Origin of the sequence: Kribbella qitaiheensis (assembly GCF_014217565.1) — a bacterium.
GTDB classification, from domain to species: Bacteria; Actinomycetota; Actinomycetes; order Propionibacteriales; family Kribbellaceae; genus Kribbella; species Kribbella qitaiheensis_A.
Map to the genome: position 1 here is coordinate 2,976,254 of NZ_CP043661.1, position 22,584 is coordinate 2,998,837.

A 22,584-nucleotide genomic window follows, 5' to 3' on the forward strand; every position below is an offset into this window, starting at 1 on the left:
TTATCTGACCGGGCCTGTGGAGTCCCGTACTACGAGGTTGGGCACCAGCGAGATCTGGCGACGGGGGGAACCCGGCTCGGCGAGGCGGGCGCGGAGGGTTTCCACGGCCAGCCGGCCGACGTCCAGCTTGGCCGGCGAGACGGCGGTCAGTGGGATGTCGGAGAGGTCGGCGACCTCGTCGTCGTAGCTGATCACCGAGAGGTCGCCGGGCACCGCGATGCCGTTCGCGATGGCCGCGTTGAGCAGCAGGGTCGCCTCGCGGTCGGGGAAGCAGATGACCGCGGTCACCTTCTTGCGCAGGAGTTCCGCGAGGAAACGCTCGGCATCCGCAGTGGTCCACCGCTCGCGCGACTCGACCAGCACGGGGACATCGCCGAGTCCCGCCCGGACCTGCGGAGCCGTGTGCGGGCTAACCCGTTCCAGGTAAGCGATCCGGGTGTGGCCGAGGCCCCGCAGATGCTTGACCGCGGCACGCGCACCGGCTCCATGATTCGAGCCGACGAACTCGTGCAGCGTGTCCGGATCCTCCAGCCCCCGCTCGACGAGGACGACCGGCACATCGAGGTCCTCCAGCCCGGCCAGGCTCGGTCCATCGGCCGCGAGGATCAGCCCGGCCGCACCGGCACTCACCAGCCCGTCGACCGCCTGCCGCTCCTCGACGGAATCCCACTCCGTACTGCGCAACAGCATCTGCGCGCCGTGTTTCGCGAGTTCACGCTCGATGCCGACGATGATGCGCGGGAAGTAGTAGGTCATCGACGGCACGGCCACGCCGATCAGCGGTCCGGTCTCGCTGCTCGCGATGTACATTCCCGACCCCTGCCGGCGATAGACGAGCCCGTCCTGGACGAGCAGATCCACCGCCCGCCGGACCGTATTCAGGCTGACACCCTGCTCGCGCGCCAACTGCTGCTCGGTCGGCAACTTGCCGCCGGGCCATCTCAGTTCGGCGATCCCGCGGCGCAGTTCACCGGCGAGATGCCGTGCTTTCTGCCCACGCACAGCCTCGGCCGCCGGTACCTCGGATGCGCTCACGCGCCGACTCTACCGGCAGAACTCTGGAAATTCATTAGCATCAATCTGTTGACCCAGGGAATGACTTGGAACACACTCATCCGAAACAGCCCCAGCGATCCGCCCCGCTGAAGGAGAGACAGTGAAACGACGCACCTTCCTGGCCGGTACTACGGCCGCCGCCGCTGCCCTCACCCTCGAGCTGCCGGCCTTCGCGGCCCCAGCGGACTTCGCAGCTCTGCGAGCCAAGTGGGCCGCCGACCTCACCGGTAGCGCGGCGATCGTTCCGGCCGACCCGGACTACGCCGCGGCCCTGGCCCGGCTGGATGCCGCGGTGCTGTCATCGCTGGCCAAGCTGGATCGCACCGCGACCAGGAAACTCATCTTCACCGATCAGCCACTGACCGCGGACCCATCGATCCCGAACACCTACGTCCGCCTGGAGCAATGGGCGACCGCCTGGGCCACCCCGGGATCGCAGTACCACGCCGACCCCGCATTGCTGGCCGTCATACAAGCTGCACTGGAGTCGATGGACCAGCTGATCTACAAGACGACCACGGTCGAGTTCGGCAACTGGTGGTCGTGGGAGATCGGTGCGACCCGGCCGCTCGCGAACATCATGGTCCTGCTGTACGACGAACTGCCGGCCGAGACCCGTGAGCGGTACTGCGCGGCCATCGACCACTTCGTCCCCGACCCGTACCGGATGTTCCCGCCCGAGCGCGGCCCGATCGTCTCGACCGGCGCGAACCGGGTCGACCTCTGCCAGGCGATCATCGTGCGGTCACTGGTCACCGAGGACGAAGCGAAACTCACGCATGCCCGGGACGGCCTCAGCGACACCTGGCAGTACGTCACCAGCGGCGACGGGTTCTACCGCGACGGTTCGTTCGTGCAGCACACCTGGGTCGCGTACACGGGCACCTACGGCCACGTCCTGCTCAACGGTATCGGAAAACTCCTTGCCCTGCTGGCGAATTCGCCCTGGGCAGTCACCGATCCGAAGCGGCAGATCCTGTTCGACTCGGTCGCGAAGGCTTACCTTCCCGTCGTTCACGACGCGCGGATGATGGACTTCGTCCGCGGCCGCGCGGTCTCCCGGTACAACGCGTCCGACCACAACGACGGCTACACGGCGATCGAGGCGATCCTCCGCCTCTCGAAGGGCGTCGACTCCACCCTCGCCACCCAATGGCGAGCCGCGGTCGCCGGCTGGGTGCAGCGCGACACCTTCGGCAATCTGTTGTCAGGGGCAACGATCCCGCGGGTCGCGCTGGTCAAGAGCCTGGAGGGCGTGACGCCGGCGCCCGAGCGCGATGGCCACACCTTGTTCGCGAGCATGGACCGGTCCGTCCACCGCCGCTCGGGCTGGGCCTACTCGATCTCGATGGCCAGCAGCCGGATCGCGTACTACGAATGCGGCAACGGCGAGAACGACCAGGGCTTCCACAGCGGATCCGGGATGACGTACCTCTACGACAGCGACAACGGCCAGTACGCCGACGCATTCTGGCCGACCGTGGATCGCTATCGACTCCCCGGCACCACTGTCGACAAATTGCCATTGGCACCAAAGGCCGGCGGCGAATGGGGCGCGGCTCGCCCCACGACGACCTGGGTCGGCGGCTCCACCCTCGACGGCTACGCCGCGATCGGCCAGGACCTCCAAGGTCCCGTCTCCCCGATGCGGGCGCGGAAGTCCTGGTTCTGTCTGGATGAGTACGTCGTGGCGCTCGGCGCGGGCATCACCGGCAGCAGCGGCAACTCCGTGGAGACCGTCGTGGAGAACCGCAATCTCCACAGCACCGGCACGAATCCCTTTACCGTGAACGGGATCCAGCAGGTCCCGAACCTCGGCGACTCCCAAGCCGTCGACGCGCGCTGGGCCCATCTCGACGGGGTTGGCGGCTACGTCTTCCTCAACGGCACGCAGGCCCTGCAACTGAAACGCGAGGAACGAACAGGCTCCTGGCGAGACGTCAACACCGGCGGACCGACCACGCCGATCACCCGGCGCTACCTGACGATGTGGCTGGACCACGGCGTCGACCCGGCCGACGCGAAGTACAGCTATCTCGTCGCACCGGGAGCATCCGCCGCCCGGACCGAGCAACTGGCCCAGTACGCCGGGTTGCTGGTCCTCCGCAACACCGCAGACGTGCAGGCAATCCTCAGCGGCGGATTGTTGCTGGCCAACTTCTGGAAGGCCGACCGGATCGCCGAACTGACCGCGGACACTCCTTGTTCGGTGATCCGGCGGGTGCGCGGCCGGGAGATCGACCTCGCCGTCTCCGATCCGACCCAACTCGCCGCTGCCGTCAAGCTCCGGATCTTGTTGCCCGGGGCAAAGGTCGTCCGGGCCGACGAAGGTGTCACCGTACGGCGTACCCTGCTCGGCCTCGACATCAGCGCCGACGTCACCGGGGCGGCGGGGGCGACCAGAAGCTTGACGGTCCGGATCTAGTAGTCGGCTCCGGCGGTGAGCATGATCGGGCGGATCTCGACTGCCAGGCCGTCGATCCTCGTGTCGGGGAGGAGGTCCGCGAGTTCGATCGCGCGGGCCTTCGACTCGACGTCGACGAGGTAGTAGCCGCCGACGGAGGCCGCCCGGAACGGTCCCGGGCGGATCCCCCGGCTGGAGATGACCGTGCTCGTCGTCGGATCGGCAAGGGCGTGGCTGCTGATCATCTCGCCGGCCTCCTCGGCGATCCGGCGGAACTCGTCGCGCCCGGCCCGGACCGACGCCCGCTCCGCCTCGGTCAGTTCCAGCACCTCTGCGTCCACCTGCAGGATCAGCAAGTACTTCACCGGCCACTCCTTCGCTCCGGCCGCCCGTTTGCGACCCCTCGATCAAAAGGTCGGAGCCGACCGCGCTGCTTTGACATGATGGGCGGCATGTTCACCTCCACCGAGCGCCTGACCGTGCGACGGTTCCGCGCCCAGGACGTCGCGGCCTTCTCGGCGTACCGGTCGGTGCCGGAGGTCGCGCGCTACCAGTCCTGGGATGCGCCATTCAGCCTCGAGAAGGCGACCGCGACGGTGCAGGGGTTCGCCAACGGGGATCCGCTGGCGGCCGGCTGGTTCCAGTACGCGATCGACCTCGACGGCGTACTGATCGGCGATCTCGGGCTGAACCTGGCCGAGAACCTGATGCAGGCCGAACTCGGCTTCACCCTGGCACCGGAGTACCAGGGCAAGGGCTACGCGACCGAGGCTGTTCGCGGGTTACTCAACCATCTCTTCGTCGAACGGAACCTGCATCGCGTCTCGGCCGAGTGCGACACCCGCAATCTCGCCTCGGCTCAATTGCTGAGGCGAATCGGCTTTCGCGACGAAGGCCTACGGCTGCAGAACACCTGGTTCAAAGGCGAATGGACCGACGACTTTTTCTTCGGCCTCCTCCGCTCCGACTGGTTCTGATCCCGTCCCCAAAGGCAGCGACCGGGGAGCGCTCCCCACCCGAAGGCGCCAGCCACCTCCCCCATTCACAAAGGAACAGGATGGCAGCCGCAACCGCGCCAGCTTGACCAACCCCATCGAGGCACCCCTGCCCCCAGCACGGCCCATCTTTGTGCACCAGTTGAGCGTTCCGCCGCCGGAGAACGCTCAGCGGATACACAAGGCCGGCAACCGACGTGGGCGTTCCGCGCCTTGTGCACGGCCTGAGCAGACGATCGGCCCGAAACACTCAGCCGGTGCGCAAAGACGTCCACACCGCGGGCAACGCGCCCGCCCGGCCTTGGAAGCAGCCGACCTTGCTCAATCACGTTCCGCGCAACTGGACCAACATCCACCGGGACCAGCGCGACGAGAGCCGGCCCTGCGGCGGTCCTCCGATGCCCTGCGTCGGACGTTGTTTGAGTGATTGCGGTCAGTGCGGGCACTAACTGCTGCCGCGTGCGGCCCAAGCCCTCGCGATGAGGTGGATCGAGCCGTCCTCCGCAACGGGCAGACGCTGCTGAAGCTCTTCTCTCAGGGCATCCTGCGCAGGCTGTTCGAGGGCACGGAGGTACGCCGGCCCCGGGTCCCTGGCCGCCGAGGAACGGATTCCAGTAGTCGTCGAAGGACGTGAAGACCGTCGGTATGTCGATGGCGCGCGTGGTGATGTCTGACAACCCAGCCTCCGAGAACAGCCGCTCCAGCCCCTCGGGATTGCAGAACGGGAACCGGGCACCCTCGTCGTGCGCGGCATCCTCCGGCCGTAGGTCGAGAGCGGCATCCCAGAAGTACTTCATCAGCTGCATCTGATCCGCGTAGTCCCAGACGTACACGGCGACCGTCTTGCCGATCGTGCGCATTCGTCGGAGTGCGCCGATCCGGTCCGGCACGAAGTTGAGGGCGAGTCCCGCGACGACCACGTCGACCGATTCGTCCGGGAGATCCTCGGCGCCGCGGACCTCGAACCGCACCCGCTCGTCCTGCACGGTCTTGCGGGCATGGTCGAGGAAACCGGGCGACGGATCCAAGCTGAGCACTTCGGACGGGTTCGCAGTACTGAGAATGGTGCTGGTCAGCGCACCGGTGCCGCAACCGACATCCATCCAGCGCAACCCGTCCGGCTGATCCAGCCACGCCAGGAACTCCTTGGCCACCTGACGGCTCCACCGGCCGACATACGACTCGTAGATCTCCCCGCTCGCCCAGACATCCATCCCAACACCATAGGCCCGCCCTCGCTGACCCAAACACCCTTCGCCACCTCCCCCGCCTTCCTCCGCGCCCCGCCTTCCTCCGCGACCCGCCTTCCACCTCCCCCGTCTTCCTCCGCGACCCGCTTTCCTCCGCGCCCCGCCTTCCACCTCCCCCGTCTTCCTCCGCGACCCGCTTTCCTCCGCGCCCCGCCTTCCACCTCCCCCGTCTTCCTCCGCGACCCGCTTTCCTCCGCGCCCCGCCTTCCACCTCCCCCGTCTTCCTCCGCGACCCGCCTTCCTTGCCTCGCCTTCCTTTCCTTTGTTTTTAGCTTGTGGTGGTTCTCGCCGGCAGCGTGACCCCGGTGAGGCGCTCGGCCTCCAGCCACAACCGCGCGCTGACCTGTACGTCGAGGGAGCGGCTCGGCGCCTTCGCCTTCTTCGCCGGGCCGACCAGACCGAAACGGCCACTCGGACCGTAGTACGAGCCGGCCGGGGCATCCGGGCTCGTCGCGGCGACCAGCAGCGGTTCCGCACCCATCTCGACGCCCTGCGACGGGAGCGGGTTGTGGTTCTCGACGAGCGAGTGCCACCAGGGCAGCTTGTCGCGGCCGAGGCTCGCCCCCGCGCTCTGGAGGTTGGTGCGGGTGTAGCCCGGGTGTGCCGCGGTGCTCAGCAGGTTCCAGCCACGCTCGGCCGCGATGGCCGCGAGCTGGTGGCTGAACATGAGGTCGGCCAGCTTCGACTGGGCGTACGTGCCCGTGGCGCGGTAGCGGGTCTGCTCCCACTGCAGGTCGTCGAACCGGATCTTGCCGAAGTTGGCGACCCCACTGCTCATCGTGGCGACCCGGGGTGCGGGCGCCGCGAGCAGCAACGGCAGCAGCCGCAGGGTCAGCGCGAACGGGCCGAGGAAGTTGCTGCCGAACTGCAGCTCGAAGCCGTCCTTCGTCGTCATCCGGCTCGGCGGTGTCATCACTCCGGCGTTGTTGACGAGCAGGTCGATCGGGGTGCCAGCCGCGATCATCCCGGCGGCGAACTCCTCCACCGAGGCGAGGTCGGCCAGGTCGATCCGGCGTACTTCGAGCTGCGCGTCCGGATGCGCGGCGAGGATCTCGTCGCGGGCGGCTTCGCCCTTGGACATGGTCCGGACGGCGAGCACCACCTGGGCGCCGGCGGCGGCCAGGCGCTTGGCCGTCTCCTTGCCGGTGCCACTGTTCGCACCGGTGACGACGGCGAGTTTGCCAGTCTGATCAGGGACGACGTACATGAGCTGCTCCTTCATAAAAGACTGCTGGTCTGTTACGAAGGAAACTATCAGACCGCTGGTCTGATGACAATAGACCGTCGGTCTGTAAGATGTGGGGATGACGTTTCAGCGGGCACGCAGCGAGGAACAGCGAGCGGAACGGCGGCGGACGATCCTCACCACCGCCGAGACGATGCTGACCGAGATGCCCGTCGCCCAACTCAGCCTGAACGAGCTGAGCCGCCGGGTCGGACTGGCGAAGTCGAACGTGCTGAACTACTTCGAGTCGCGCGAGGCCGTGCTGCTCGAACTGGTGGATGTCGAGATGCGGGCCTGGGTGCAGGATCTGGCCGACGCACTACGCGAGGTGGATCCGGCCGGGTCCGCGACGGATCGCGGCAACCAGCTGACAGCCGCCGTCGTACGGACGCTGAAAGCACGGCCGGTGTTCTGCGATCTGATCAGCGCACAGGCAGCGGTGCTGGAGCACAACATCTCCGCCGAGATGGCGCTGGCGTTCAAGCGCGGCATGGTAGGGCGCTACCAGCAGATGATCGAGCTGGTGGCCGGCGTCCTGCCGGAGATCGGCGACGAGGGTGCCGGGCAGTTCATCGCGACGGCGAGCCTGCTGGCCGGAGCGATCTGGAGCCATGCCTGCGCCGGCCCCGCCATACTCGCCGCCTACGAGGCCGACCCCACCCTGGCCGCGCTGCGAATCGAGTTCGAACCAGCACTCACCCAGAGCCTCAACGCCTTACTGACCGGCCTCCTCCCCCGCTGAGGCCCGACAGCTCCACCTTGCGTCCGAAGAAGCGAGGGGTCTGCCCCTCGCCCCTTCGGACGCAAGCAGTCAGGGTCAGTGGCGGCTGTCAGGGCAGGTAGTAGTTCGGGTTCGGGAGCTTGAAGGTGCGGTCGGCGAAACCACCCTTGAGGTCGCTGAACTGGTCGCCGAAGTTGGCGACGATGTCGTAGCCGAGCGACTCGATGTGCGCGCGGGTGGCCGACTTGTAGTGGATCGTCGTGCAGGCGCCGTTCGGGTCGGCGGCGCAGGCCGTCTTCAGGTAGGCCGGGTAGTCGGCCAGGGCCGGCTTGGTGAACAGGCCGTCCTCGCCGTTCCGCAGGCCGGTCGGCTTCGGGTAGCCGGCGTCCACGCCGACCCCGTCCTCGGTCAGGTTGCCGAGCGTCGCCGCCTCTTGGGCCGCGCCACGTCCGGTCAGGAAGAAGATCGCGTAGCCCTCACGCTCGGCGGTCTTCACCAGGTCGACCATGCCCGGGACCGCGGGGAACCGCTGCTCGGTGACGAAGGTGCCGTTGGTGGTGGGGTTGAACGCCCAGTTGCTGGCGATCTCGTAGCTCCAGGTGGCCAGCGCGGTGTCGTCGACGTCGAGCAGGATCGCCTTGGTGTGCCGGGTGTGGTGCGGGATCGACAGCCAGTGCTTGCCGGAGGCCGCGACCGAACCGGCTTCCTTGGCGTAGTTGCTGTCCGGAGCGAAGGTGCCGGTGCCCAGCGGATCGCCGTAGTAGTTGCGGATCTGCTGCCGCAGTACGTCGATGTTGGTGATCTGGCGCTCGGACCGCGGCGTCGAGGTCTGGATAGCCGGCTGCTGGGCCGCGACCCCGGCCGAGTACGCGACTCCGCCCGCGACGGAGGCGACGGCCACAGCGGCGACACCGGTGAGAATCAGCCGGCGCGACGGCCGGCGCCAGGAACGGTTGACCATGATGACCTCTCCCAAGGACGGGTAATGCTTGCAGAAGCAAACTAACCCCGCACCGGCCGATCACCGTGAAGCCGCCCACAACTCTCGGGGAATCCTCCGCGCCGCAATCACCGAGCGACGGCGCGACGCCCCACCCCCCCATCGCGTCACCGTCGGCCGGGGGATCCCCCGATGCGGCCGGCCGGCGGTGGTCGCCAGATCACCGAGCACGCGGCGGAGCGGGTGATCGCGGCCGACTTCCTCCCCAGCGCATCGCAGAAGCCGTAGCGCACAGTGCGGCGGTCAGACCTTCTTCGTGTAGCGGTGACAGGGCACGGGGATCGGTCCGTGCTCCGTGATCGCGGGGTAGTCGAAGGCGCCGCTGTCGGCCCAGCCGCTGCGCTCGTAGAAGCGGCGGGCGCGGGCGTTGCCAGTGGCAACCGCGAGCCAGGCTTCGTCGTGGCCGTTCGCCTTGACCTGGCGTTCGGCATCGGCGATCAGGACGCCGGCCACCCCCGAGCCGCGGTGATCGCCGGAGACGTAGACCTGCTCGACCTCGTCGGCCACCACCATCACGAACCCGGCCACCTCATCACCGGCCACCGCGACCGTGGTGTCCCCGATCCGCTCCGGAACCCTGTCCCAGAAGGACTCCTTGGTCCGGACCGCCACCAGCTCATCCGGCACATTTCCGATATGACCGTCGCCCCATCCGGCGTACCAGATCGAGGCGACGGCATCGACATCACCGGCTTCGGCAGCGCGCAGAGTGACCGTCATTCCGTCACTGTAGAGCGAACCTGCCGGCTTTTGCGTGGCTTATTCGGGGTCGTAGGCAAGGTTCGGGCGCAGCCAGCGCTCGATCTCGGCCAGCGGCATCCCGCGACGCTCGGCGTAGTCCTCGATCTGGTCCTTGCCGAGGCGGCCGACGGTGAAGTAGCGGGCGGCCGGGCTGGCGAAGATCAGACCGCTGACCGCTGCGGCCGGGGTCATCGCGTACGACTCGGTCAGGCCGAGGCCGAGCTTGTCCGCCTCGAGCAGCTCGAAGAGTTCCTTCTTCTCGCTGTGGTCGGGGCTGGCCGGGTAACCGAGGGCAGGCCGGATGCCGCGGAACCGCTCCGCGTGCAGATCCGCCAGTACCGGCTCCGCGTCCGGCTCGAACCACGCCTTCCGTGCCTCCAGGTGGATCCACTCGGCGAACGCCTCCGCGAGCCTGTCCGCCAGCGCCTTCACCATGATCGCCCGGTAGTCGTCGTTCAATTCCTCGTACTTCGCGGCAAGCTCCTCCGCACCGTGGATCGCGACCCCGAACCCACCGAGGTGGTCACCGGCAGGCGCGATGTAGTCGGCCAGGCAACGGTTGTCGCGGCCCGCCGGCTTCTCGGTCTGCTGCCGCAGCATCGGGAACGAGATCTCCAGCCCGTCGAGCAGGATGTCGTCACCTTCAGCGTGCGCGGGCCAGAAACCGTACGCCCCCTTCGCGGTGAACGAACCGTCGCGAATGATCTCGTCGAGCATCGTGTTGGCGTCGTCGAAGAGTTCCTTGGCGACCGGGTTGTCCAGGATCGCCGGGTACTTCCCCTTCAACTCCCAAGCCAGGAAGAGGAACTGCCAGTCGATCATCGCCCGCAGCGTCTCCAGGTCCGGCTCGACCACCTTGAGACCGGTGAAAGCCGGCACCGGCAGCTCGCCGTACTCGACCTCCTCGCGGTTCGCCCGGGCAGCCTCGACCGTGAGGATCGGCTTGCGCTGCTTGTTCGCATGCTGCTCGCGGAGGATCTCCTGAGCGGCATGGTTGCTAATGGCAAGCTCCTTGGCGCGATCGTCGTCCAGCAGGTCGGAGACCACACCGACCACCCGCGACGCGTCCAGCACGTGCACCGTCGTGTTCTCGTACGCCGGTGCGATGCGCACCGCGGTGTGCTGCTTGGAAGTGGTCGCACCGCCAACCAGCAACGGAAGATTGAGCCCACGACGCTGCATCTCGTCGGCGACGGCAACCATCTCGTCGAGCGACGGCGTGATCAGCCCGGACAGGCCGACCACGTCCGCACCTTCGGCGATCGCCGTGTCGAGGATCTTCGCCGCCGGCACCATCACGCCGAGGTCGATCACCTCGTAGTTGTTGCAGCCGAGCACCACGCCGACGATGTTCTTACCGATGTCGTGGACGTCGCCCTTGACGGTCGCGAGCACGACCTTGCCCTGGCCACGAACGTCTTCCGCGCGACCTTCCTGCCGGGCCAGCTCCTTCTCGGCCTCCATGAACGGCTCGAGGTAGGCCACCGACCGCTTCATCACCCGGGCGCTCTTGACCACCTGCGGCAGGAACATCTTGCCGGCCCCGAACAGGTCACCGACGATCTTCATGCCGTCCATCAGCGGACCCTCGATCACCTCGAGCGGACGCTTCCGGGTCAGCCGGGCCTCCTCGGTGTCCTCCTCGATGAAGTCCACGATGCCGTGCACGAGCGCGTGCGACAACCGCGCCTCGACGTCGGCCTCCCGCCAGCTCAGGTCGACCTCGCGCTTGGTGCCCTTGCCCTTCACGTTCTCGGCGAAGCTGACGAGGCGGTCGGTGGCGTCGTCGCGACGGTCGAAGATGACGTCCTCGACCAGTTCCAGCAGATCGGCCGGGATGTCCTGGTAGACCGCGAGCTGGCCGGCGTTGACGATTCCCATGTCCAGGCCGACCTTGCCCGCGTGGTACAGGAACGACGAGTGCATGGCCTCGCGGACGATGTCGTTGCCGCGGAACGAGAAGGACAGGTTGGAGATACCGCCGCTGATGTGGACACCCGGACAGCGTTCCTTGATCAGCGGCAGCGCCTCGATGAAGTTCTTCGCGTAGCCGTTGTGCTCGGACATGCCGGTGGCGACGGCGAGCACGTTCGGGTCGAAGATGATGTCCTCGGCCGGGAAGCCGATCCCCGTCAGCAGGTCGTACGCGCGCCCGCAGATCTCCACCTTGCGCTCGACGGTGTCCGCCTGGCCCTGCTCGTCGAAGGCCATCACCACCGCGCCCGCGCCGTAGTCGCGGATCCGCCGGGCCCGGTCGAGGAATTCCTCCTCGCCCTCCTTCAGGCTGATCGAGTTGACCACGCCCTTGCCCTGCACGCACTTCAGGCCGGCCTCGAGCACGCTCCAGCGCGAACTGTCGATCATGATCGGGATCCGGGCCACCTCGGGCTCGGTCGCGATCAGGTTCAGGAACGTGGTCATCGCCTCGACGCTGTCGAGCAGGTCGGCGTCCATGTTCACGTCGAGCAGGTTGGCGCCACCGCGGACCTGCTCCAGCGCGACATCCACCGCGGCCTGGTGGTTGTCGGACTCGATCAGCCGGCGGAACCGCGCCGACCCGGTCACGTTGGTCCGCTCACCGATCATCACGAAGCCCATGTCCGGGCCGATCGAGAACGGCTCCAGCCCGCTGAACCGGGTGGTGTGGTTGGGCTTGACCACCTCGCGCGGCTTCACGCCCTCGACCGACTTGGCGATCTGGGCGATGTGGGCCGGCGTCGTACCGCAGCAGCCGCCGACGATGTTGACCAGCCCGGACTCGGCGAACTCCTCGAGCATCCCGGCGGTCTGGGTCGGCGTCTCGTCGTACCCGCCGAAGGCGTTCGGCAGGCCGGCGTTCGGGTGCGAGGCGACGTAGGTGTCGGCGAACCGGGACAGGTCCGCGACGTGCGGGCGCATCTCCTTCGCGCCGAGCGAGCAGTTCACCCCCACCACGAGCGGCTTGGCGTGCTCGACCGAGCTCCAGAACGCCTCGACGGTCTGCCCGGACAGGGTCCGGCCGGACAGGTCGACGATCGTGACCGAGATCCACAGCGGCAGGTCCGGCGCCACCTCGCGGGCTGCGGCGATCGCGGCCTTCGCGTTCAGTGTGTCGAAGATGGTCTCCACCAGCAGCAGGTCGACGCCACCCTCGGCGAGCGCGGAGATCTGCTCGGCGTACGAGTCGCGGACCTGCTCGAACGACACCGCCCGGTACGCCGGGTCCTCGACCCGCGGCGACAGCGACAAGGTGACATTCAGCGGGCCGATCGAGCCGGCCACGAACCGGCCGCCGGCCTCGTCGGCGGCCTGGCGCGCGAGCCGGGCGCCTTCGATGTTCATGTCCCGCACCAGCGACTGCAGGCCGTAGTCGGCCTGGCCGATGCTGGTCGCGGTGAAGGTGTTGGTGGTGGTGATGTCCGCGCCGGCGTTCAGGTACTGCCGGTGGACATCCAGGATGACGTCGGGCCGCATCAGGTTCAGCAGGTCCGGGTCACCACTGACGTCATGACTGTGATCGAGGAAGCGGTCGCCCTTGTAGTCCTCCGGGGTCAGCTTCGCGCCCTGCAGCATCGTGCCCCAGGCGCCGTCGAGAACTGCGACCTTCCGGTCCAGCAACTCCCGTAGCTCGGTCTGACGTCCGATTACCGGCGTACTCACTCGGCTACCTCCAGATTGACTCCGGAGGCGCCCTTCCAGTCAGACCCCGGCCGAGCGTGGCGGACCCCTCCGGGACCGTTGCAGCGCCTCTCGACCTGGATGGATATCTTACTGATCGAGACACAGGGATGCCGAATCATTGCCCGAGTACTGAGACCGCCGCCCTGACTGATGAGACGACGACTGGTGACGCCCTGGGTGGTCAGTGGATCAGGGACTGGATTCCGGGGGCGTAGAGGTCGGCGATCAGGGGTGGGTCGGCGGTGGCGACCGGGCCGGTCTTGTCGACGGTCATGGCAGCGCCGAGGCCGAGGATGTGGGCGATGACGAGCTCAGCCCGTACTGCGGTGTCGTCGCCGGTGAGGCGGGCGGCGAAGGACCGGACGACCTGGTCGTGGAAGCGTTCGCGGAGAAGCTTGCGTTCGTCGCCCGGGCCGATCGCGAAGACGACCCGGAGCAGCAGGTCCGAGCCGTGCTCCCGGCGCCAGTTGACCAACGTCAGGACGACGTGCCGGCCGAGCTCGGAATTAGGAGCCTTGAGCAACAATTCGGCCGCGTCGCTGAAGTCGGCGACGCGGTCGAACAGTGACTCCTTGCCGCCGAAGTGCTTGACGATGAGCGACGCGCTGACACCGGCGTCGGAGGCGATCCCGCGCAGCGTCACGGCGGCGTACGGCTGGAGGGCGAAGGCTCTGCGGGCTGCCCTCAGGATCGCGGTCCGGCCGGCATCGGTCACGGCGTACTGGCTGCTTCGGCCAGGTCCGGCTCGCGAGCGGCCGCAGTACGACGGGCCGGAATCAGCAGGGTGAGGCCGACTGCGGCAAGGGCGGCCAGGCCGGCGATCACGAAGACGGTGAGGTACGCGCCGAGCGTCGGAGCGGTGTGACCGGACTTGGTGGCGACCATCGTGGTCAGCACTGTCACCACGATGGCGCTGCAGACTGCCTGGCCGATCGTGCGCATCAGCGTGTTGAGGCCGTTCGCGGCGGCCGTTTCGGTCACCGGCACAGCATGCATGATCAGGGCGGGAAGTGCCGAATACGCGACGGCGGTCCCGGCCGAGACGACAGTCGCTCCGGCCACGACGGCGGCCAGGTTCTCGCTGGTGAACAGCCGTACGACGTACCCGACCGCCATCAGCGAGCCCGCGACGGCCAGCGTGAACCGCGGTCCTCGGGCGACGGACAGACGTGCGGACACGGGCGAGAACAACACCATCGCGACACCACCCGGAAGCAGGCAGAGTCCGCTGACCACGATCGACGCACCCAGGCCGTAGCCGGTCGACGTCGGTTCCTGAACGAGCTGCGCGGTGGAGAGCGAGTTCGCGTAGAAGGCGAAGCCGATCAGCAGGGCGGCGAGGTTCGTCAAGAGCACCGCTGGTCGCGCCGACACCCTCAGATCGACGAGTGGCGCGCCGACGCGCAGTTCGTACCAGACCCAGAAGACCGCGATCAACGCCGCGCCGCCGAACAGCCCGAGGGTGGACGCCGATGCCCATCCCCACGTACTGCCCTTCGAGACCGCGAGCAGCAGGCAGACGAGGAACGCACTCAACCCCAGCGCACCGGGTACGTCGAAGCGCCCGCTCGAGCGCACCTTGGACTCGGGCACGATCAGCAGCACGAGGGCGATGTCGAGCAGGCCGAGTCCCATGCAGATCCAGAACATCGTGTGCCAGTTGGCGTACTCCACCACCAGCGTCGCCGCCGGAATCCCTAACGCGGCACCGACGCCGAGGGTCGAACTCATGATCGCGATGGACGGGATCACCCGCGCCGGCGGTAGCTCGTCGCGCAGGATGCTGATCCCGAGCGGGACCACGGCGACGGCCGCACCCTGGAACGCGCGGCCGAGGATCAGCACCGGCAGCAGCGAACTGATGGCGCAGAGCAGCGAGCCGAGGACCATCGACGAGAGCGCGATGAGCAGCACCCGGCGCTTGCCGTACATGTCCCCCGCCCGGCCGAGCAGCGGGGTGAAAACGGCTCCGGTCAGCAGCGTTACGGTGACGAGCCAGCTCACATCTGTCGGGTGGCTGTGGGTGAGCGCAGGCAACTCGGGCAGCAGCGGCACCACGATCGTCTGCACGACCGCGACCAGCACACCACAGCTTGCGAGCGTCGCCAGCACCATCCGGGGATGAACACCAGGCCGAACAGTCAACTTCGAGTCCTCACGGAGCTGGCCAGGACCGCGCACGGGCGGGCGCGGATCGCTTACCGAGCAATAGTAAACACTTGTTCACCTCGCCTCAACTCGATTGATTGTCTTGGAAGTGGTCCACCAAATCGAGGGTGAAGTGGACCAGCTCGTCGGGCCGGGTGCCGCCTACGTTGAGTGTCATGAGCGAGTTGACGATGCTGCTTGACGTGACGCCGCCCTTCCTTCCGCCCGGAGCCGAGGTGATGACGGCGACCATCGACCTGGCACCGGGCGATCCCGGTACGCCGCCGCATCGCCACTCCGGGCCGGTGTTCGGGTACGTCCTCGAGGGCGAGTTGCTGTTCGAGCTCGAAGGCGAGGACCCGCGGGTGATCCACGCCGGCGAGGCTTTCTGGGAGCCAGGCGGAGACCTGATCCACTACCAGGCAGCCAACAACCTCCCCGACCGCCCAACCCGCTTCGTCATCGTGATGCTCGGCGTCCCAGGCGAACCGATGCTCACCCTCGTAGCTGCCGCCGAACTGGAAACCCGCCGCCACCGCCGCGGCGCAAGCCCATCCGACCACGCGACCCAGCCGGCCGGAGGGACGCCCGAGCCTGAGGCACCGCGGGGCGGAGCACCTGCCGAGCTTCCCGCTCATCGGGGCGGAGCGACCGCCGTGCTCGGCGCCCAGCGGGGCGGAGCGACCGCCGTGCTCGGCGCACTGCGGGACGGAGCAACTACCGTGCTCGGCGCCCAGCGGGACGGAGCAACCACCGAGCTCGGCGCCCAGCGGGGCGGGGGGAACTGACGATGCGGATCTTTCTTGCTGGAGCGACCGGGGTGATCGGGCGGCAGGTTATTCCGCGGCTGATCGCCGAGGGACACCAGGTCACCGGCCTGACCCGACGTGAGGCCGACACCGCGGCGCTGCGGCGCCAGGGCGCGCAGGCAGTTGTCGCCGACGTGTACGACGCACCCGGGCTGACCAAGGCGATGATCGAGGTCCAGCCCGAGGTCGTGATGCATCAGCTCACCGACCTCAGCGGCGGCAACTTCCAGGCCAACTCCGACATCCGCCGACGCGGTACGAGAAACCTCGTCGACGCCGCACTCACCGTCGGCGTGACCCGGATCATCGCCCAGAGCATCGCCTGGGCCTACGAACCCGGCGACGACCCGGCCGACGAATCAACCCCGCTCGACCTCGGCGCCGCCGCCCCACGCCTGCAGACTGTCCAGGCAGTCTCCCAGCTGGAGGAGACCGTGGCCGAAGCGCCCGAGTGGGTCGTCCTCCGCTACGGCCTCTTCTACGGCCCCGGCACCTGGTACACGAAGGGCGCGTTGATGGACGACCAACTCCGCGCCGGCAAGCTGGTCCCGACCACCGACATCACCAGCTTCGTCCACATCGAAGACGCAGCCGCCGCGGCCGTCCAGGCACTCGCCTGGCCAACCGGCCCAGTCAACATCGTCGACAACGAACCAGCCGCAGCCACCGACTGGATCCCCACCTTCGCCGCCTCAGCAGGCGCCCCGACCCCGCCGGCGACTACCGGCGACCGCCAGAAATGGGCCCGAGGCGCCACCAACACCCATGCCCGCACTCACCTCGGTTGGACCCCACAACACCCCACCTGGCGCACCGGCTTCAACAGCTAAAGCAACAGCCACCCCCTCACCCCTCACCCCTCACCCCTGCAGCCAAGTCCAGCGCCGGCGTCGCCCCTTTTGAGGCGACCTTGTGCTTGGCTTGAGCACTTCCAGGCCGCAGTTTGCTGATTTGGTGCACAAGGGTCCGCTGGCGCGGGGGCTGGTGGCGCGGGCGGTGTCCCGACCGACAGGTAATGATCGCCGGGATCGCCCTGGATACCGCCTGGCTGAGCGTGGCTCCCACCCGACGGACCGACCATTACCTGTCGGTCGGGACGGCGCCTTCGGCTCCGGCAAGGCAGCGCCGGACACGAGGATCGGGTCCGATGCTCTCGAGGGGGTAGGAGAGCGATCGGACCCGATCAGCCGGCTCGCGCGTGGGGGGTGCGCCTGCGAACCGGTGCTTGTTGAGTTGTGAGGGACGAGCCGTGGAGCCTGCCGTCCGGGGAACGGTGGGAGTCGTCGGTCGGCCCTCGCGGCGGGAGTCGTCGGTCGGCCCTCGCGGTGGGAATCGTCGGTCGGCCCTCGCGGCGGGAGTCATCGGTCGGCCCTCGCGGCGGGAGTCATCGGTCGGCTCTCGCGGTGGGAGCTGGGCTCCCGCCGTGGGTGGGTTAGCGGACTGGGCCGGTCATCAGGGTGATGGTGGCGGTGTGGGACTGGCCGGACTGGTCCTGCCAGGTGACCGGGACCTTGTCGCCTGCGTGGTGGGAGTTGAGGGCGGTGGACAGCGTGTCCGGGGAGTCGACCGCCTTGCCGTCGAACGAGGTGATCACGTCGCCGGCGCTGAGGCCCGCCTTGGCTGCGGCACCGTCGGCGACGACATCGTTGACGACCGCGCCGGAGACGCCCTGGTTCGCGAGTACCGAGATGCCGAGCATCGCGGAGTCGCCAATGTGTACGTCCGCCGAAGCCTTGCCCGACTCGATCTGGTCAGCGATGTCCAGCGCCTCGTTGATCGGGATCGCGTACCCCTGCGTCGTGGTCTGGCCCTGCCTGTTGCCCTGACCCTGCCCGTTGCTCTCGCCGTTCCCGTTCCCGTTTCCAGTGCCGTTCCCGGTGCCGCTTCCGTCGCCGGAGCCGAAACCCGAGCCGTCACCGAAGCCAGAGCCGTAGCCCGATCCGTTGCCGCCGCCGTCGCCGTACGCCGCCAGCTGAGCCGACGACGAAGATTTCGCGCCGTAAGCCGCCAGTTGAGCCGACGACGAAGAGCTTGCGCCGTACGCCGCCAGTTGGGCCGAGGAGGATGACGTTGCGCCGTACGCCGTCTGGCCGGGGCCGCCGTTTCCGCTGTTGCCCGAGCCGCCCGCGGTGTCGACGCCGATGACCTCGCCCTTCGAGTTCGCCAGCGGGCCGCCGGAGTCGCCGGCCTGGATGTTCGCGTCGGTCTGGATCAGGCCGGTCAGGTTCTCGGGGTCGTTGCCGGATTCGTCGGTCGCGGTGATCGCCTGGTTGAGCCCGGTGACCTTGCCGGCCGCGTAGCTCGGCGTACCGCCGACTCCGCCCGCGTTGCCGATCCCGACCACCTGGTCGCCAAGCGCGACCTTCGACGAGTCGCCGGTCTTGGCTACCTCGAGCCCGGAGGCGTCCTTCAGCTTGAGTACCGCGATGTCGTGGGCGTCGTCGTACCCGACCACGCTGGCGTCGTACGTCTTCCCGTTCCCGATGTCGGTCACGGTGATCTTGGTGGCGCCCTCGATCACGTGGTGGTTGGTGAGGATCTCGCCGTCCGGGGTGAGCACGATCCCGGTGCCGGCGGCGCGAGCGCCTTCGTACCCGAGCACGGTGTTCACGTCCACCAGACCGGACGAGACCTTCGCGGCCACAGCCGAGGCATCCATCGAAGATGACAGACTCGAGGTGCCGCCGCCCCTGTGCTGATCGATGCCCCAGGCAACCGTCCCGATCGCGGTCGCCGTCGCCAGACTCAGCACCCCGATCAACATCGGCAGCCGCTTACGCTTCTTCGGCGCCGGCGGCATCTGGCGATGCCCCCATGGCGGCCCATACCCCTGCGGCCCATAACCCTGCTGGTAGGACGCACTTCCCTGCCCCGGCTGCCCAAACGGCCCGTACTGCGGCCCACCCTGCGGCTGCCCGTACTGCGATCCGCCCTGCGGCTGCCCGCCCTGTGCCGGCTGCGGCCCGCCCTGTCCCGGCCCACCCTGCGGCTGCCCGTACTGCGATCCGCCCCGCGGCTGCCCGCCCTGTGCCGGCTGCGGCCCGCCCTGTCCCGGCCCGTACTGCGGCTGCCCATACTGCGATCCGCCCCGCGGCTGCCCGCCCTGTGCCGGCTGCGGCCCGCCCTGTCCCGGCCCGTACTGCGGCTGCCCATACTGCGATCCGCCTTGCGGCTGTCCGCCCTGCGGCTGCCCGTAGTGCGGTGCGCCCTGCATGTGCCCCTGCGGCTGTTGCGACGGCCTTGGTCCCGAGAGCGGGCCCTGCGGTCTTGCGATCGGCACCTGTGGTCCACCAGCCGGCGGTTGTCCTGCCGGCGACCCCTGCGCTGCCGTCGGCCCTTGTTCTGCCGCCGGCACCTGTCCCGGAGTCGGACCCTGCTGCCCGTCAGCCGGTCCCTGTTGTCCCTCGTTGCCGTTCATTCCCGTTGCCTCCTCAGCCCGTCCCTGCCTGCAACGAGTAGACCTCGCCAAACTGAGAACTCCATCGAGTCAACCGATGAATCAGCTGAGAATCCTGTGTGCTCCAGCTCTCACTGATCGAGGAGCTTGGCCACGGCAGTCACGACCGCACGACGGCGCCGGGCACGGGAAACCGGTGCCGTGGCGGTGAATTCCGGCGTCATCGACGACCAGTTCGTCGCGATCGCCTGAACCAGCGACAGCAGCTCCGCGAGCCTGAAGTCCGAGTGGAAAGCACCGGCCCGCCGCGCCTTCTCCAACTCGGCCAGCCGGTTCGCGTTCACGTCCAGCACGGCTTCCAGCCGCGCACTCCCCGGCCGTTCCAGCCGGTACCAGACCGCCAGCCGCAGGTGCTCCGGATGCTCCTCGAAGAAGTCGAACACCCGCCCGGCGTACCTCGGCAGGTCGTACGCGTCGAAGTTCACCGCCTCGAGATAAGCCTCCACCGAAGCAGTGAAGACCGCGTCGAACAGCCCGTCCTTGTTCCCGTAGTACGCGTAGAGCATCGCCTTGTTGCAGCCGGCCACCTCGGCGATCCGGTTCACCCGGGCCCCGGCGATGCCGAGCGCGGCAAACTCCTCGGTGGCCGCTTCGAGGATCCTGGCCTTGGTCCGATCGGCGTTCCGTTGCATGCCCACCAGTCTAGCAACCAACCGGTCGGTTGATTTCTGGACCAGATGGGGGTCTCCTTGAATTAACCAACCAGTCGGTTATATAGCGAGGAGATCATGACCACCATCTGGCTCACCACCGGAAGCTCCCGCGGCCTCGGCCGCGACCTCACCCAGGCCGTGCTAGCCGCCGGGGACCGGGTGGTCGCCACCGCCCGGAAGCCGGAGCAGCTCGACGACCTGGTGCGGAAGTACGGCGACTCCATCCGGGCGGTAGCGCTCGACGTCACCGATGCGGCGGCGGCGCGCGCCGCAGTACAGGTGGCCCTTGATGAGTTCGACGGCCTGGACGTGGTCGCCAACAACGCCGGCTACGCGAACAGCGCACCGATCGAGGACACCGACGACGCCGACTTCCGGGCGCAGGTAGAGACCAACCTGTTCGGCGTGGTGAACGTGACGAAGGCTGCGCTGCCGGTGTTCCGGACGCAGCGCAGCGGGCACTTCCTGCAGTTCTCGTCGATCGGCGGCCGCGTCGGTGGTACGCCGGGGATGGGTGCCTACCAGACCGCCAAGTTCGCCGTCGAAGGCTTCTCGGAGGTGCTCGCGAACGAGGTGCGGCCGTTCGGGGCGAAGGTGACCATCATCGAGCCGGGCGCGTTCCGGACCGACTGGGGTGGCTCGTCGATGACGATCGCCCCGGTCCGTGAGGACTACGACTCCACCGTCGGCGAGCTGAACCGCTACCGTGTAGGGGCCGATGGCAAGCAAGCAGGCGATCCCGCCAAGGCGGCCCAGGCAGTGCTCAAGATCGTCGGCCTGGACGAACCGCCGCTACGGCTCCTGCTCGGCAAGGACGCCCTCGAACACGCAGACCGCGCCTCCAAATCCCGTGCCGCCGAAGCCGCCGAGTGGGCGCACCTGACCACCTCGACCGACTACGCCTGATCCACCAGAAAGCCGCCGAGTGAGCGCAGCGGACCACGTGGACCGATTACGAGTGATCCAGGAGGAAGCCGTCGATCAGGACACTCCTAGCGACGAAGGGAGCTGATGGCGTCGGCGAGCAGGTCGATGCCCTCGACGACCTCTGATTCGGTCAGGCTTCCGTAGCCGAAGACCAGACCGCCCGGTCCCGCATCCACCCAGTAGGGCGCCAGGCCATAGACCCCGAGGCCGCGATCCAGTGCCGCCTTCGTCACAGCGGCTTCGCTCAGATCGGCCGGCAGCCACGTCATCACGTGCAGCCCCGCCGACACCCCGATCGGCACCAGGTCCGGCACCTGTTCGGCCAGCCGGCCGACCAGCGCGTCCCGCAACCGGCGGTACCGCGGCCGCATCCGGCGCAGATGCCGGTCGAACTCACCCCGCGCGATGAAGTCCGCGAAGGTCAACTGGTCGAACACCGGCGAGCCGCGATCGTCCCGCACCTTCGCGTCCGACATCTGCTCGACCAGGCGGCACGGCAGGATCAGCCAGCCGAGCCGGAGCCCGGGCGCGAGCGTCTTGCTCGCCGTACCCGCGTAGACCACGCACTCCGGTGCCAGGCCCTGGATGGCGCCGATCGGCTCGCGGTCATACCGGTACTCCGCGTCGTAGTCGTCCTCGATGATCAAAGCATCGTGTTTCGTCGCCCAAGCGATCAGCGCAGCCCGCGTCCGCGCCGAAGCCACGGCCCCGGTCGGGAACTGATGGGCCGCGGTCACCATCACGACGTCCGCGCCCGATCGCTCGAGCGCCTCGACATCCAGCCCGGTCTCCAACACCGGTACGCCGACCGCCTCCAGCCCCGCGTTCACCGCGACTTCGCGCAACTCGTTGTCGGACGGATCCTCGACCGCCAGCCGCCGGTATCCGGCAGCCGCCAGGACCTGCAGGAGCAGCCGCGAACCTTGCGCGAAACCGTTGCAGATCAGCATGTTCTCCGGCCGCGCCGACGTACCGCGGACCCGGTTCAGGTAGTCGGCCAACGACTCGCGGAGTTCGGCGGTGCCACGACCGTCCAGGTAGGCAAGGCTCCTGTTCGGCGTCTCGTTGAGCATCTTGCGGATCGACCGCAACCAAGCAGCGCGGGGGAACTGCGAGACGTCCGGCTTGCTGTACTTGAAGTCGATCCGCGGTGGCCCACCGAGCTCCCCAGCGGCCCTCTCCTGCACCAGGATCCCGGCCGCCGCCGGCGCGACCTGCGTGTAGCCGCCGGTCCGGCTGACCAGATACCCCTCGGCGACCAACTGCTGGTAGGCCTCGACCACCACACCCCGGGACAGCCCGAGATCCGTCGCGAGCGCGCGGGTGGCGGGCATGACCACGTCGGCCCGGAGCAGCCCCTGCCGGATCCGGTCGCGGATGCCGCTCTCCAGTTGCTGGTGCAACGGCACGGACGAGTCGCGCCGGAGCTCGACCAGCAGCTCGCCGGCGCCGGAATTGGTCCTGGATCGACTCATAGAACTGGACCTTATCGACATACCGCTTCGCTGTCAGGGTGGTGAGCACCACCACTTTTCTCC

General features: G+C 68.2%; 18 protein-coding genes. 6 read left to right on the forward strand and 12 right to left on the reverse strand.

Going from position 1 to position 22,584, the window contains the following annotated elements:
* Nucleotides 1-1,035 carry a LacI family DNA-binding transcriptional regulator gene (locus tag F1D05_RS13635; protein WP_185448043.1) on the reverse strand — a complete coding sequence of 345 codons (1,035 nt, stop codon included), beginning with the start codon at nt 1,033-1,035 and terminating at the stop codon, nt 1-3.
* A gap of 121 nt (nt 1,036-1,156) precedes the next feature.
* Between F1D05_RS13635 and F1D05_RS13640 the strand changes: the two genes are divergently transcribed.
* Nucleotides 1,157-3,481: a polysaccharide lyase 8 family protein gene (locus F1D05_RS13640; protein WP_185448044.1), complete on the forward strand. Its 2,325-nt coding sequence runs from the start codon at nt 1,157-1,159 to the stop codon at nt 3,479-3,481.
* Here the strand turns inward: F1D05_RS13640 and F1D05_RS13645 are convergent.
* Nucleotides 3,478-3,825, reverse strand: coding sequence for a YciI family protein (locus F1D05_RS13645; protein ID WP_185448045.1), 348 nt, complete (start codon nt 3,823-3,825; stop codon nt 3,478-3,480). The genes F1D05_RS13640 and F1D05_RS13645 overlap by 4 nt on opposite strands.
* Nucleotides 3,826-3,912: 87 nt before the next feature.
* On the opposite strand from F1D05_RS13645, the gene F1D05_RS13650 reads away from it, so the two are divergent.
* A complete protein-coding gene (locus F1D05_RS13650; protein ID WP_185448046.1) occupies nt 3,913-4,437 on the forward strand; it encodes a GNAT family N-acetyltransferase in 525 nt (174 codons plus the stop codon).
* A gap of 65 nt (nt 4,438-4,502) precedes the next feature.
* Here F1D05_RS13650 and F1D05_RS13655 read toward each other — a convergent pair whose 3' ends face one another.
* A complete protein-coding gene (locus F1D05_RS13655; RefSeq protein WP_246486668.1) occupies nt 4,503-5,669 on the reverse strand; it encodes a class I SAM-dependent methyltransferase in 1,167 nt (388 codons plus the stop codon).
* 304 nt (nt 5,670-5,973) lie between these two features.
* Nucleotides 5,974-6,927 (reverse strand): SDR family oxidoreductase, encoded by a 954-nt coding sequence (locus tag F1D05_RS13660; protein ID WP_246486669.1) that lies wholly within the window; start codon nt 6,925-6,927, stop codon nt 5,974-5,976.
* Between the two features lie 82 nt (nt 6,928-7,009).
* Between F1D05_RS13660 and F1D05_RS13665 the strand changes: the two genes are divergently transcribed.
* Complete coding sequence (locus tag F1D05_RS13665) at nt 7,010-7,672, forward strand: TetR/AcrR family transcriptional regulator (protein WP_185448047.1); 663 nt, start codon at nt 7,010-7,012, stop codon at nt 7,670-7,672.
* Between the two features lie 88 nt (nt 7,673-7,760).
* On the opposite strand, the gene F1D05_RS13670 is transcribed toward F1D05_RS13665, so the two are convergent.
* The 5 genes from F1D05_RS13670 to F1D05_RS13690 form a co-directional block, all read right to left on the reverse strand.
* Nucleotides 7,761-8,612 carry an HAD family acid phosphatase gene (locus F1D05_RS13670; protein WP_185448048.1) on the reverse strand — a complete coding sequence of 284 codons (852 nt, stop codon included), beginning with the start codon at nt 8,610-8,612 and terminating at the stop codon, nt 7,761-7,763.
* Between the two features lie 282 nt (nt 8,613-8,894).
* Nucleotides 8,895-9,371 carry a GNAT family N-acetyltransferase gene (locus F1D05_RS13675; protein ID WP_185448049.1) on the reverse strand — a complete coding sequence of 159 codons (477 nt, stop codon included), beginning with the start codon at nt 9,369-9,371 and terminating at the stop codon, nt 8,895-8,897.
* 39 nt (nt 9,372-9,410) lie between these two features.
* Nucleotides 9,411-13,031 carry a methionine synthase gene (metH, locus tag F1D05_RS13680; protein WP_219733000.1) on the reverse strand — a complete coding sequence of 1,207 codons (3,621 nt, stop codon included), beginning with the start codon at nt 13,029-13,031 and terminating at the stop codon, nt 9,411-9,413.
* A 202-nt stretch (nt 13,032-13,233) separates the two neighbouring features.
* Nucleotides 13,234-13,767 carry a TetR/AcrR family transcriptional regulator gene (locus F1D05_RS13685; RefSeq protein ID WP_185448050.1) on the reverse strand — a complete coding sequence of 178 codons (534 nt, stop codon included), beginning with the start codon at nt 13,765-13,767 and terminating at the stop codon, nt 13,234-13,236.
* Nucleotides 13,764-15,197, reverse strand: a complete 1,434-nt coding sequence (locus F1D05_RS13690; protein WP_206686204.1) for an MFS transporter — start codon at nt 15,195-15,197, stop codon at nt 13,764-13,766. Before F1D05_RS13690 ends, F1D05_RS13685 begins: the two co-directional genes overlap by 4 nt.
* A 179-nt stretch (nt 15,198-15,376) precedes the next feature.
* On the opposite strand from F1D05_RS13690, the gene F1D05_RS13695 reads away from it, so the two are divergent.
* Both F1D05_RS13695 and F1D05_RS13700 read left to right on the forward strand, forming a co-directional pair.
* A complete protein-coding gene (locus F1D05_RS13695; protein WP_185448051.1) occupies nt 15,377-15,988 on the forward strand; it encodes a cupin domain-containing protein in 612 nt (203 codons plus the stop codon).
* 2 nt (nt 15,989-15,990) lie between these two features.
* On the forward strand, nt 15,991-16,839 hold the full coding sequence (locus F1D05_RS13700) for an NAD-dependent epimerase/dehydratase family protein (protein ID WP_185448052.1): 849 nt from the start codon (nt 15,991-15,993) through the stop codon (nt 16,837-16,839).
* Nucleotides 16,840-17,441: 602 nt separating this feature from the next.
* Here F1D05_RS13700 and F1D05_RS13705 read toward each other — a convergent pair.
* Entirely contained in the window at nt 17,442-19,223 is a 1,782-nt protein-coding gene (locus F1D05_RS13705; protein ID WP_185448053.1) for a trypsin-like peptidase domain-containing protein, read from the reverse strand.
* A gap of 314 nt (nt 19,224-19,537) precedes the next feature.
* Complete coding sequence (locus F1D05_RS13710; protein ID WP_185448054.1) at nt 19,538-20,098, reverse strand: TetR/AcrR family transcriptional regulator; 561 nt, start codon at nt 20,096-20,098, stop codon at nt 19,538-19,540.
* Nucleotides 20,099-20,194: 96 nt separating this feature from the next.
* Between F1D05_RS13710 and F1D05_RS13715 the strand changes: the two genes are divergently transcribed.
* On the forward strand, nt 20,195-21,025 hold the full coding sequence (locus F1D05_RS13715; RefSeq protein ID WP_185448055.1) for an oxidoreductase: 831 nt from the start codon (nt 20,195-20,197) through the stop codon (nt 21,023-21,025).
* 86 nt (nt 21,026-21,111) lie between these two features.
* Here the strand turns inward: F1D05_RS13715 and F1D05_RS13720 are convergent, their stop codons facing one another.
* Nucleotides 21,112-22,521 (reverse strand): PLP-dependent aminotransferase family protein, encoded by a 1,410-nt coding sequence (locus tag F1D05_RS13720; protein WP_185448056.1) that lies wholly within the window; start codon nt 22,519-22,521, stop codon nt 21,112-21,114.
* Nucleotides 22,522-22,584 lie beyond the last annotated feature (63 nt).

Coding starts and splice junctions, on each gene's coding strand:
- F1D05_RS13650 (WP_185448046.1), top strand. CDS start 3,913: ATGTTCACCTCCACCGAGCGCCTGACCGTGCGACGGTTCCGCGCCCAG.
- F1D05_RS13655 (WP_246486668.1), bottom strand. CDS start 5,669: ATGGATGTCTGGGCGAGCGGGGAGATCTACGAGTCGTATGTCGGCCGG.
- F1D05_RS13660 (WP_246486669.1), bottom strand. CDS start 6,927: ATGAAGGAGCAGCTCATGTACGTCGTCCCTGATCAGACTGGCAAACTC.
- F1D05_RS13665 (WP_185448047.1), top strand. CDS start 7,010: ATGACGTTTCAGCGGGCACGCAGCGAGGAACAGCGAGCGGAACGGCGG.
- F1D05_RS13670 (WP_185448048.1), bottom strand. CDS start 8,612: ATGGTCAACCGTTCCTGGCGCCGGCCGTCGCGCCGGCTGATTCTCACC.
- F1D05_RS13675 (WP_185448049.1), bottom strand. CDS start 9,371: ATGACGGTCACTCTGCGCGCTGCCGAAGCCGGTGATGTCGATGCCGTC.
- F1D05_RS13695 (WP_185448051.1), top strand. CDS start 15,377: ATGAGCGAGTTGACGATGCTGCTTGACGTGACGCCGCCCTTCCTTCCG.
- F1D05_RS13700 (WP_185448052.1), top strand. CDS start 15,991: ATGCGGATCTTTCTTGCTGGAGCGACCGGGGTGATCGGGCGGCAGGTT.
- F1D05_RS13705 (WP_185448053.1), bottom strand. CDS start 19,223: ATGCAGGGCGCACCGCACTACGGGCAGCCGCAGGGCGGACAGCCGCAA.
- F1D05_RS13710 (WP_185448054.1), bottom strand. CDS start 20,098: ATGCAACGGAACGCCGATCGGACCAAGGCCAGGATCCTCGAAGCGGCC.
- F1D05_RS13715 (WP_185448055.1), top strand. CDS start 20,195: ATGACCACCATCTGGCTCACCACCGGAAGCTCCCGCGGCCTCGGCCGC.
- F1D05_RS13720 (WP_185448056.1), bottom strand. CDS start 22,521: ATGAGTCGATCCAGGACCAATTCCGGCGCCGGCGAGCTGCTGGTCGAG.